At 69.1% G+C, this 10,908-nt stretch carries 11 protein-coding genes and 1 pseudogene; 5 read left to right on the top strand and 7 right to left on the bottom strand.

Annotated features, from left to right (window positions below):
• Nucleotides 1-153: 153 nt before the first annotated feature.
• Genes dapF through A5698_RS18955 form a run of 4 tightly spaced genes read right to left on the bottom strand, consistent with a single transcriptional unit; the run spans nt 154 to nt 3,537 of the window.
• Nucleotides 154-1,026: a diaminopimelate epimerase gene (dapF, locus tag A5698_RS18970; protein WP_068300020.1), complete on the bottom strand. Its 873-nt coding sequence runs from the start codon at nt 1,024-1,026 to the stop codon at nt 154-156.
• A 4-nt stretch (nt 1,027-1,030) separates the two neighbouring features.
• Nucleotides 1,031-1,939, bottom strand: coding sequence for a tRNA (adenosine(37)-N6)-dimethylallyltransferase MiaA (gene miaA / locus A5698_RS18965; RefSeq protein WP_067089966.1), 909 nt, complete (start codon nt 1,937-1,939; stop codon nt 1,031-1,033).
• 13 nt (nt 1,940-1,952) lie between these two features.
• A complete protein-coding gene (locus A5698_RS18960; RefSeq protein ID WP_067090215.1) occupies nt 1,953-2,642 on the bottom strand; it encodes a class III extradiol ring-cleavage dioxygenase family protein in 690 nt (229 codons plus the stop codon).
• A 10-nt stretch (nt 2,643-2,652) separates the two neighbouring features.
• Nucleotides 2,653-3,537 carry a DMT family transporter gene (locus tag A5698_RS18955; protein ID WP_067089969.1) on the bottom strand — a complete coding sequence of 295 codons (885 nt, stop codon included), beginning with the start codon at nt 3,535-3,537 and terminating at the stop codon, nt 2,653-2,655.
• Between the two features lie 161 nt (nt 3,538-3,698).
• On the opposite strand from A5698_RS18955, the gene A5698_RS18950 reads away from it, so the two are divergent.
• A complete protein-coding gene (locus A5698_RS18950) occupies nt 3,699-5,030 on the top strand; it encodes a DUF349 domain-containing protein (protein ID WP_084792521.1) in 1,332 nt (443 codons plus the stop codon).
• 96 nt (nt 5,031-5,126) lie between these two features.
• Here the strand turns inward: A5698_RS18950 and A5698_RS18945 are convergent, their stop codons facing one another.
• A complete protein-coding gene (locus A5698_RS18945; RefSeq protein WP_068300015.1) occupies nt 5,127-5,747 on the bottom strand; it encodes an Rv2732c family membrane protein in 621 nt (206 codons plus the stop codon).
• Nucleotides 5,735-7,294 carry a tRNA (N6-isopentenyl adenosine(37)-C2)-methylthiotransferase MiaB gene (miaB, locus tag A5698_RS18940; RefSeq protein ID WP_068300022.1) on the bottom strand — a complete coding sequence of 520 codons (1,560 nt, stop codon included), beginning with the start codon at nt 7,292-7,294 and terminating at the stop codon, nt 5,735-5,737. The genes A5698_RS18945 and miaB overlap by 13 nt, the downstream gene beginning before the upstream one ends.
• 157 nt (nt 7,295-7,451) lie before the next feature.
• Here miaB and A5698_RS18935 point away from each other — a divergent pair, with 157 nt between their 5' ends.
• Genes A5698_RS18935 through A5698_RS18920 form a run of 4 tightly spaced genes read left to right on the top strand, consistent with a single transcriptional unit; the run spans nt 7,452 to nt 10,595 of the window.
• Nucleotides 7,452-8,180, top strand: coding sequence for an amino acid ABC transporter ATP-binding protein (locus A5698_RS18935; RefSeq protein ID WP_068300014.1), 729 nt, complete (start codon nt 7,452-7,454; stop codon nt 8,178-8,180).
• A 16-nt stretch (nt 8,181-8,196) separates the two neighbouring features.
• Nucleotides 8,197-9,006 carry a glutamate ABC transporter substrate-binding protein gene (locus A5698_RS18930; protein WP_068300011.1) on the top strand — a complete coding sequence of 270 codons (810 nt, stop codon included), beginning with the start codon at nt 8,197-8,199 and terminating at the stop codon, nt 9,004-9,006.
• A gap of 27 nt (nt 9,007-9,033) precedes the next feature.
• Nucleotides 9,034-9,717 (top strand): amino acid ABC transporter permease, encoded by a 684-nt coding sequence (locus tag A5698_RS18925; RefSeq protein WP_068300008.1) that lies wholly within the window; start codon nt 9,034-9,036, stop codon nt 9,715-9,717.
• The gene (locus A5698_RS18920) at nt 9,714-10,595 is read left to right on the top strand and encodes an amino acid ABC transporter permease (protein WP_068300006.1); all 882 of its coding nucleotides are present in this window, start codon (nt 9,714-9,716) and stop codon (nt 10,593-10,595) included. The genes A5698_RS18925 and A5698_RS18920 overlap by 4 nt, the downstream gene beginning before the upstream one ends.
• Here A5698_RS18920 and A5698_RS18915 read toward each other — a convergent pair.
• Nucleotides 10,596-10,908: pseudogene (locus A5698_RS18915) on the bottom strand (LLM class F420-dependent oxidoreductase); the annotation flags it as partial. It lies immediately after the preceding gene.

Raw genomic sequence — 10,908 nt, 5'->3', positions numbered from 1 at the left:
GGCGAGCTCGGTCGACAAACCGGCCACACGGCGCAGCGCCGTGCGGTCTTCGAGGGCCAGCTCACCCGCGCTCGGGGTGCTGCGAATGGGGGAATCGGGATACGTCATAGGCGAATAAAGATTCGCACGGAGTTCACTTTTCATGCACCCCAATTAACGTTGCGCAACGCTCCACCATTCCTCGGACAACTCCCCGTGCGCCACCAGAACCGACGGGCCGCGCAGAAAACTACTGGCGTCGGTGACGGTGACCGATACCTCGCCGCCCGGAATCCGGACGTCGAGACTTCCCGTGGCGGCACCGGAGTACGCCAGCCCGGCGACCGCGGCCGCAACGGTGCCCGTCCCGCACGACCGGGTCTCGCCGACGCCGCGTTCGTGCACACGCATGGACACCGCGCCGTCGACGGGCGCGGTCAGCACCTCGATGTTCACGCCCTCCGGGAACTGGGTGGTGTCGAAGGACACCGGCGCCCCGACGTCCAGCGCGGACAGCTCCTCGGGTGTCAGGTCGGGATCGACGCACGCCAGGTGGGGGTTGCCGACGTCGACGGCCAGGCCCGCGAACGGCCTGCCGCCGACGATCGCCTCGCCGGTGCCCAGCTGGTTCACCTTGCCCATCTCGACGGCGACGTCGGCGCTTGTCGAATCCCAGTGGTGCAGCACCACCGACCGCGGACCGGCAAGCGACCCGACGACGAATTCGTCGCGGCTCTCCAGGCCGCTGGCCCGCAGGTAGTGCGCGAACACCCGAACCCCGTTGCCGCACATCTGCGCGATCGATCCGTCGGCGTTGCGGTAGTCCATGTACCAGTTCTCGCCCGCAACGCCCTCCGGCAGTTGTTCGAACAGCCCGGCCCGCTGCGCTGCCGCCGCAGTGGTCACGCGCAGCACACCGTCGGCGCCCAGGCCGCGGCGCCGGTCGCACAGCGCCGTCACGACCGCCGGGGCAAGCGTCAGCTCGAAGTCGAGGTCGGGCAGCAGCACGAAATCGTTCTGCGTGCCGTGTCCCTTGGCGAACCTCACGTGTTCAGGGTACGTCCCGCCACACCCGCAGCGTCTCCTCGACGAGGCCCGAGCCGGCGCCGTCGAGCCACACGATGCGGTGGTCGCGGCGAAACCAGGACCGCTGCCGGCGCACGTAGCGGCGGGTGCCGACGAAGGTCGGCTCGCGCGCTGCGGACCCGTCGCCGCCGGCGTCGAGGTCGGCGAGCACCTGCGCGTAGCCCAGCGCCCGCGAGGCGGTGACCCCGTCGCGCAGCCCGCATCTCAACAGCGCGCGCACCTCGTCGACCAGTCCGTCGGCGAACATCTTGTCGGTGCGTTTCGCCAGGCGATTGTCGAGATGTGTTGTGTCCCAGTCCAGCCCGATGATGACGGTGTCCCAGCGCGGTGCGCCGATGGCGGGGAACGAGGCGGCGAACGGCTGACCGGTCAGTTCGACCACCTCGAGCGCGCGCACGATGCGCCGGCCGTCCGTCGGTTGAATGGAGGCGGCGGCATCGGCGTCCACGCGCGCCAGTTCCCCGTGCAGGGCGGTCGCCCCGATTTCGGCGAGCCGCTGCTCGAAGCGGGCACGAACGGCCGGATCGGTGGCCGGGAAGGTCCAGTTGTCGAGCAGCGATTGGACGTACATCATCGACCCGCCCACGACCACGGGGACCGCGCCGCGTTCGAGGATGGCTTCGATGTCGGCGGCGGCCGATTGCTGGTATCGGGCCACGCTCGCGGTCTCGGTCACCTCCCAGACGTCGAGCTGGTGGTGCGGGATTCCACGACGCTCGTCGACGGTCAACTTCGCGGTTCCGATGTCCATGCCGCGGTACATCTGCATGGCGTCGGCGTTCACGATCTCGCCGCCCACGCGCTCGGCGACGTCCAACGCCAGCGCCGATTTGCCGGTCCCGGTCGGTCCGATGACCGCGATCGGACGCGTCATCGTTGGCGTGCGCTCATCGCGGCTGCCAGAGGCCGGCGAAGTAGCCGACGCCGTAGGGTGCGCCGCGGTACAGCTCCTTGGCCGACCGGGGTCCGGTGCCGACGAGGCCGGCCAGCACCTGGTACGCGACCCGGCCGACCACGGCGTCGGGCAGCCGGGTGAGCGGTTCGGTCCGGCCACCGGCCAGCGCGTCGTCCAGCGCGGCTTGTACGGGGACGGAGTCGGGGTCGAAGCCTCCCGGCGCGGCCGGGGTCAGCGTGTTGGCGCCGTCGGCGACCACGACCACCCCGACGGCGTCACCGGCGTCGTCGATCTCGGCGCGTAACCGCTCGCCGCGGGCCAACGCGGCGTCGGCGCCGTGGTCATCGGCGAACACTCGCACCTCGACGGACGCGTCGGCGCGGGCCGCACCGCGCACCCAGCCGGCGATCAGCGCGCACAGCGGCAACGCGACCGGGTCGCTCGCGGCCTCCGAGGACAGCGTGACCTGCAGGTCGACGCCGTAACCGGCGAAGGTCCCGCTGTGGTGCGGACCGAAACTCTGATCCGAGCGCCCCACCCCGACGGCGATCCACCGCGCCGGGAGCCCCGCCACGGCCGTGAACACGGCGTCGCGCAGATCGGCCAGCTCGGGCGCGGGGCCTGCGGCGAGTTCGGGCACCATGACCGGTGCCGACGGGACGATCGCGATGGCGCTCAGCACGCCGTCCACGCTAATGCGGTGCGGGCTGGGCGGCGGTGGCGGCTTCACTGCGGGCCAGCGCGGCCGTCGAAATCACCATCACCCCCACCGCGATGATCAACGTGAGCAGTCCGGCCTCGCCCGGCCGCAGCATCTCGCCGAGCACGACGACGCCGAGCACCGACGCGACCACCGGTTCGGCCACGGTCATCGTCGGCAAGGACGCGGTCAACGATCCGGCCCGGAACGATGCCTGCTGCCACGCCGTGCCCGCCACCGCCACGGCCGCCCAGACGTAGAGCTCGGGGGTTCGCAGCACGGCTTCCAGCCCGTCGTCGAGACGGTCGACGACGCCCTTGGTCAGCACCGCGAACAGCCCCCACAGCGCGCCGGACACCAGCGCCAGCAGCACCGCGCTGACCGGCCCCTTCCAGAGGTTGGCGCCGATGACACACAGCACCAACGCCGGCCCCAACACCACGACCACCGCGGTCCAGGTCTCCCAGGAGGCCCGGGACTGGCCGGCGGTCGGGTTGCCGACGGTCACGATCACCGCCACCGATGCGGCCAGCAGCACCGCCCACATCCACTGCCACCGGGTCACCCTGCGATGCGAGAGCCGGGCGTTGATCGGCAGAGCGAACAGCAGCGAGGTGACCAGCAGCGCCTGGACCAGCAGCACCGAGCCCAGGCCGAGCGCGGCGGCCTGCAGCCCGAACCCGGCGGCGGCCACGAAACTCCCCAGCCACCACTGCCGGTCGCGCAGCAGCCGGGTGAACAGCTCGAGGTGGCCGACGGGTTCGTCGGTGACCTCGTGGGCCTGCCGCTGGTGGATAACGTCGCCGATCGCGATGAAAACGGCGGCGCCGAGCGCGAGGACGACGGCCAGATCCACCCCATCGCCGACACCGGCCATCGCAGTCCTTCCGTAGGTTGTCGCACGAGCCTAGGCAGGTCATCGCGGAAAGCTGTGCGCACGTGCCCCGGCGACCTGTTTCAATAGCGTCGGACAGCGAACAGGCGCCGCGTTGCGCGGCAGGTACGCGGCACGCCGCGGAGGGCACGAGGATTACGGACATGACGACCAGCCAGCCAGGGGGCCAGTCCTCCTCGCCGAAACCCGCTCCCCGGCCCGGACCGCCGCGTCCCGGACCCGTGCCGCGGCCGAGCCGACCAGGGCCGACGGTGGTCGCGCCCCCGACCAGCGATCCGCACCGGTTCGGCCGCGTCGACCCTGACGGCACGGTGTGGCTGATCACCGGCTCGGGCGAACGGATCATCGGATCGTGGCAGGCCGGCGACACCGAGGCCGCCTACGCGCACTTCGGCAGGCGCTTCGACGATCTCCAAACCGAGGTCGCGCTGATGGAGAGCCGGCTCGAGTCCGGTACCGGGGACGCCCGCAAGATCAAGGCGGCCGCCCAGTCGCTGGTCGAGACCCTGCCGACGGCGCACGTGCTCGGCGACGTCGACGCGATCGCCGAACGTCTGCAGGCGATCATCAACCACGCCGACGAGACCGCTCAAGCCGAGAAGGCCCGGCGCGAGGAGTTGCGCGCCGCCCAGACCGCCCGCAAGGAGGCGCTGGCCGCCGAGGCCGAGGACATCGCCGCCAACTCCACCCAGTGGAAGGCAGCAGGCGACCGGCTGCGGGAAATCCTCGACGAGTGGCGCACGATCACCGGGCTGGACCGCAAAACCGATGACGCCCTGTGGAAGCGGTATTCGGCGGCGCGCGAACAGTTCAACCGCAGGCGCGGATCGCATTTCGCCGAACTCGACCGTGAACGTGCCGGTGCCCGGCAGGCCAAAGAGGCGCTGTGCCAGCGTGCCGAGGGGTTGGCCGACTCGACGGACTGGGGTCCCACGAGCGCGGCGTTCCGCGAACTGCTCAACGAATGGAAGGCGGCGGGCCGCGCGGCCAAAGACGTCGACGACGCGCTGTGGCAGCGGTTCAAGGCCGCACAGGACCAGTTCTTCGGTGCGCGCAACGCGGCCAGCGCCGAGCGCGATGCCGAGTTCCGCGCCAACGCCGAGGCCAAAGAGGCCCTGCTGGCCGAGGCGGAGAAGCTCGACACCTCCGACCTCGACGCGGCCAGGGCCGCGCTGCGGGTGATCGGCGATAAGTGGGACGCCATCGGCAAGGTGCCCCGCGAGCGGGCCCCCGAGTTGGAACGGCGCCTGCGCGCGGTGGAGAAGAAGATCCGCGAGGCGCCGACGCACGGCGTCGACCCGGAGGCTCAGGCGCGTGCCGACCAGTTCCGCGCCCGCGCAGAGCAATACGAGCGTCAGGCGGAGAAGGCCGCCGCTGCCGGACGCGAGAAGGACGCCGCGGAGGCGCGCGTCAACGCTGAGCAGTGGCGGCAGTGGGCGGATGCGGCCGCCGAGGCGCTGGGCAAGACGCGCTAGCTCTCGGGGCTTTCATCTCGCGAAATCGACACCAGGGCTGTGAATTCGCCGAGATCACGACCCTGGTGTAGATCTCGCGTAGCGCAGAGAGTCGGGCTAGACGCCCGGGTTGTCCGGGCCGGTCGGACCCTCGGGCTTGTCGGGGTCGTCGAAGTTGTCGAGCAGACCCCTCTTCTGCTTCTCGGCGACCGCCTTACGACGTTCCTCTTCGGCGGCCAGCTGCAGCGCGGTGCGCGCCCACACCGCTCTGGCCCAGTGGAACGTCACCACCGCGATCGCGATCCAGGCGAGGACGAGCCCGATTCCCGGTCCGGGGTAGCGGTCGGGGGCGGTCTGGCGCGACCACACCGCCAAGAGCCCCAGAAGCGTCGCGACGGTCGAGCCGGCCAGCGCGATCCAGGCCAGCGCCCAGCGCCGGGTGAGCAGCGCGAGCATCGAGAAGCCGACGCCAAATACCAGTACCAGCCAAGCGAATACGCGCAGCGGAAGCGTGATCCCCTCGCGGGTCGCGGTATCGCCGCCGACGAGCACATCGATACCGCGGGCGTCGCCGGTGTGCGGCAGGATGAACGACACCAGCAGGACGAACACCCCGATCGCGATCACCAGGGCGCGTGCGCCGGGGTCGATCTCCCGTGCGACGCGGCGCTCCGCGGCCTCGATATCGCCCTTGAAATCCTCGAAACCGTTGTTGTCGGGGGTGGTCACCGGACGCATCCCGTCGACGAGGTCACGGGCGTCGTCGGCGCGCCGATGCCCGGCATGCCCAGCCCGACGCCGGTGCGCGGGCGCTTGCCTTCGGCGTGGGCGTCACCCGCTTTGGTGCGACGGTGGGTGTGCACGGCCGAATCCGCGATCAGATGGTGGGGCGCGGCCCCGGTCACGGTCGTGGTCACGACGTCACCGGACCGGATGTCGAGTCGATCCGGGTTGAAGTGCACGAGTCGGCCGTCGCGCGCCCGGCCCGACATCCGGGCGGTCGTCGCGTCCTTGCGGCCCTCACCCGCGGCCACCAGAACCTCCACCGTGCTGCCGACCAACGCCCGGTTCTCCTCGAGGGAGATCCGCTCCTGCAGGTCGATCAATCGCTGATAGCGTTCGCTGACAACGTCTTTCGGCACCTGATCGGGGAGCTCCGCGGCCGGGGTACCGGGTCGTTTGGAGTACTGGAAGGTGAACGCGCTGGCGAACCGCGACTGCGCGACGACGTCGAGGGTGGCCTGGAAGTCGTCCTCGGTCTCCCCAGGAAAGCCCACGATCAGGTCGGTGGTGATTGCGGCGTGCGGAATCGCGGCGCGGACGCGGTCGATGATGCCGAGGTAGCGCTCGGCGCGGTAGGACCGCCGCATCGCCTTCAGGATGCGGTCCGAACCCGACTGCAGCGGCATGTGCAGCGTCGGGCAGACGTTCGGAGTCTCGGCCATCGCGGCGATCACGTCGTCGGTGAACTCCGCGGGATGCGGTGAGGTGAACCGCACCCGTTCGAGTCCGTCGATGCGTCCGCAGGCCCGCAGGAGTTTCGCGAACGCGCCCCGGTCCCGCTGTTCGGCGGGATCGGCGAAAGACACGCCGTATGCGTTGACGTTCTGGCCGAGCAGCGTGATCTCCAGGACACCCTGGTCGACGAGCGTCTGCACCTCGGCGAGCACGTCGCCGGGCCTGCGGTCGACCTCATTGCCGCGCAGGGCGGGAACGATGCAGAACGTGCAGGTGTTGTTGCAGCCCACCGACACCGACACCCAAGCGGCGTAAGCGGATTCGCGCGCGGCCGGCAAGGCGGACGGAAACTCCTGCAGCGCCTCGACGATCTCCACCTGGGCGGCCCGGTTGTGCCGGGCCCGCTCGAGCAGCGTGGGCAGCGAGCCGATGTTGTGCGTGCCGAACACGACGTCGACCCAGGGCGCCCGGCGCAGCACGGTGGCGCGGTCTTTCTGCGCCAGGCAGCCGCCGACGGCGATCTGCATGTCGGGGTTGGCCTGTTTGCGCGGCGCCAGGTGGCTGATGTTGCCGTAGAGCTTGTTGTCGGCGTTCTCGCGCACCGCGCAGGTGTTGAACACGACGACGTCGGCGTCCTCGCCCTCGGCGGCGCGTTGGTACCCGGCGCCCTCCAGCAATCCCGCGAGCCGCTCCGAGTCGTGCACGTTCATCTGGCAGCCGTACGTACGGACCTGGTAGGTGCGCGCGGCGGTGGCCGACTCACTCGAGGACTCGTCGGTCGCGTGCGGGCTAACGGCCTGCCCGGCCGTCCCGTCTCGCGTCACCATCGAAGTCACGGCCCCATGGTACGGACCGGCCGGTCCGGCGATCCGGGCGGATTCTCGAGTTCCGGGCAGGCAGGCCCTTCCCTCGGTAAGGTCTGCACCCATGGAGACCAGCGGGTCGGATGGGAAAGAGGTCGATCCGGGTCGGTCGAGCGTGCCCATGATCTCGCTCTCGGGAGTCAACAAACACTTCGGCACCCTGCACGTGCTCAAGGACATCGACCTCGAGGTGTCGCGCGGCGAGGTGATCGTGGTGTTGGGACCGTCGGGCTCGGGAAAGTCGACGTTGTGCCGCACCATCAATCGGCTCGAAACCATCGATTCGGGCACGATCACGATCGACGGCGAGGTGCTGCCGCAGGAGGGACGCGAACTCGCGCAGCTGCGGTCCGACGTGGGCATGGTGTTTCAGTCCTTCAACCTGTTCGCGCACAAGACGATCCTCGAGAACGTCACGCTGGCGCCGATGAAAGTGCGCAAGAAGTCGAAGGCCGAGGCGCGTGAGCGGGCGATGGAGCTGCTCGACCGGGTGGGCATCGCGAATCAGGCGGACAAGTATCCGGCACATCTGTCCGGCGGCCAGCAGCAGCGGGTGGCGATTGCGCGGTCGCTGGCGATGAACCCCAAGGTGATGCTGTTCGACGAGCCGACCAGCGCGCTGGACCCCGAGATGATCAACGAAGTGCTCAACGTGATGACGTCGCTGGCCAAGGACGGCATGACGATGTTGGTCGTCACGCACGAGATGGGGTTCGCCCGCGGTGCGGCGCACCGCGTGGTGTTCATGGCCGACGGCGCGATCGTCGAAGCGGCCACCCCCGACCAGTTCTTCACCAATCCGCAAAGCGACCGTGCCAAGGACTTTCTCGGCAAGATCCTTCACCATTAGTCGAAAGGAATCTCGAATGCCATCGATCTCCAAGCGCCTCGTGGGGGCACTTGCGCTCGCCATCGCGCTGCCACTGGCGGCCACGGCCTGCGGTGGTGACGACAGCGACAAGATCATCATCGGCACCAAGTTCGATCAGCCGGGGCTGGGGCTGCGAAACCCCGACGGCACGCTGAGCGGATTCGACGTCGACGTCGCGAAGTACGTCGCGCAGCAGCTCGGCTATCCCGAGGACAAGATCGAGTGGAAGGAAGCACCTTCCGGTCAGCGCGAAACGCTGATCCAGAACGGTCAGGTGAAGTACATCGTCGCGACGTACTCGATCACCGATGCGCGCCAGAAGAAGGTCGACTTCGCGGGCCCGTACCTGATCACCGGGCAGAGCCTGCTGGTGCGCGCGGACAACACCGACATCACCGGCGAGGCGTCGCTGGAGAACAACAAGAAGCTGTGTTCGGTCTCGGGTTCCACACCGGCCCAACGGATCAAGGACAAGTTTCCCGGGGTGCAGCTGCAGCAGTACGACACGTACTCGGCGTGCATCGAGGCGCTCAAGAACGGCGCGATCGACGCGGTGACCACCGACGAGGTGATCCTCGCCGGCTACGCGGCCCAGAGCCCGGGCGCGTTCAAGGTCGTCGGCGGCACCTTCTCCGAAGAGCGTTACGGGGTCGGTTTGAAGAAGGGCGATACCGAGCTGCAAACGCAGATCAACGACGCGCTCGCCAAGATGGAGCAGGAAGGCGCCTGGAAGAAGGCGTGGGACGAAAACCTCGGGGCCGCGGGCATTCCCGCGCCGCAACCGCCGCAGATCAACCAGGGCTGACGAGCCTCCGGCGCGCGAGGAGGTGATGTGGAGGTCCTCCCGGGTTACACCGTCGGCCAGATCGCCGAGGCGTTCTGGACGACGATCCAGCTGACGGTCTACGCCGGAATCGGGGCGTTGGTGCTGGGCACGATCCTGGCCGCGATGCGGCTGGCGCCGGTGCCCGTACTCCGGTGGCTCGGAACGACGTACGTCAACGTGGTGCGCAACACCCCGCTGACGCTGATCATCCTGTTCTGTTCGTTCGGGCTGGCCGGCACCATGGGGATCACCCTGGTCGACCCGAATTCGCGAACGTCGATCGAGGACAGCAACTTTCGGTTGGCGGTGCTGGGGTTGGCGGTGTACACGGCGGCGTTCGTCTGTGAGACGGTGCGCTCCGGGGTCAACACCATCCCGTTGGGACAGGCCGAGGCCGCCCGGTCGCTGGGCTTGACATTCGGCCAGAACCTGCGACTCATCCTGCTGCCGCAGGCTTTTCGCGCCGTGATCATTCCGCTGGGCTCGGTGCTGATCGCGTTGACCAAGAACACCACGATCGCATCGGCGATCGGTGTAGCCGAGGCCGCGCTGCTGATGAAGGAGATGATCGAGAACACCGCCGCGATCCTGGCCGTCGGTTCGATCTTCGCGGCCGGCTTCGTCGTCCTCACGTTGCCGACCGGGCTGTTCTTCGGCTGGCTCGGTAAACGGTTGGCGGTCAACCGATGAGCTCGGCTTCGGTTCTGTTCGACGCGCCCGGGCCGCGGGCGCGGGTGCGCAACTGGGTGGTGTCGGGGGTCGTCATCGTCGTCACCGCGCTGGTGCTGCTCGCGGTGCTGGCCCAGATGGCCGCCAAAGATCAGCTCACGGCGGCCAAGTGGAAACCGTTCCTGACGGCCGATCTGTGGCGGACGTACGTGCTGCCCGGTGTGCAGGGCACGCTGACGGCGGCCGCGGTGTCAATCGTGCTGGCGCTGATACTCGGTCTGCTGCTGGGCGTGGGCCGGCTCTCGACGCACGGAGTGATCCGCTGGCCCAGCGCGGTGATCGTCGAATTCTTCCGCGCCGTACCGGTGCTGATCATGATGTTGTTCGCGTTCGCGCTGTACGCGGCCTACGACGTGTTCCCGTCCAAGCAGTTGGCGCTGGCCGCCGTCATCACCGGGCTGACGCTGTACAACGGTGCGGTCATCGCCGAGATCGTGCGGGCCGGGGTGCACGCGCTCCCCCGCGGACAGTCCGAGGCGGCGTTCGCCCTCGGCCTGACGTGGGGCCAGACGATGCGATCGATCCTTCTGCCGCAAGCGATCACCTCGATGCTGCCGGTGTTGATCTCCCAACTGGTCGTGGTGCTCAAGGACACCGCGATCGGCTACGTGATCACGTTCCTCGAACTCGTGCGCCAGGGCGTGCAGATGGGCACCGCATACAGCAACCTGCTGCCCGCCCTGATCGTCGTCGCGCTGTTGATCATCAGCGTGAACTTCACGTTGTCGTGGGTGGCGACGCGGGTCGAGGCGCGGATGCGGCGGTCACGCCGCGGGCCGGCGCCGCTGGAGACGGAGGCCGTCGAACAGGAAGGCGCACCCGGCTCGAAAGCCGTGTGATCACACCAGTTCCGCGCAGCGGGCGAGCAACTCGTCGTCGGGTGGCTGGTAGAAGGACAGCACGACGTGTTGGCAACCGAGTCGCGAGTATTCGGCGACGGAGTCGAGTTGCGCGTCGACCTGATCCGGGTCTTGCGGGTGCAGGAACAACTGCACGCCCCGCCGGATCGACGCCGGGTCACGGTTTTCCGCTGCGCACGCATCGTCGAGCCCGCTGTTGGCGGCCGCCCATTCCTGCGGCGCCGTGCTCGGCATGTTCCACTCGTCGGCGTGACGCGCGGCGACCCGCAGCATCTTCGGCTGCGAAGCGCCC

This window comes from Mycobacterium sp. E136 (assembly GCF_001666865.1).
Taxonomy (GTDB): domain Bacteria; phylum Actinomycetota; class Actinomycetes; order Mycobacteriales; family Mycobacteriaceae; genus Mycobacterium.
Note: the sequence above shows the minus strand (reverse complement) of the source record. Positions and strands in the feature narration are given on the sequence as shown.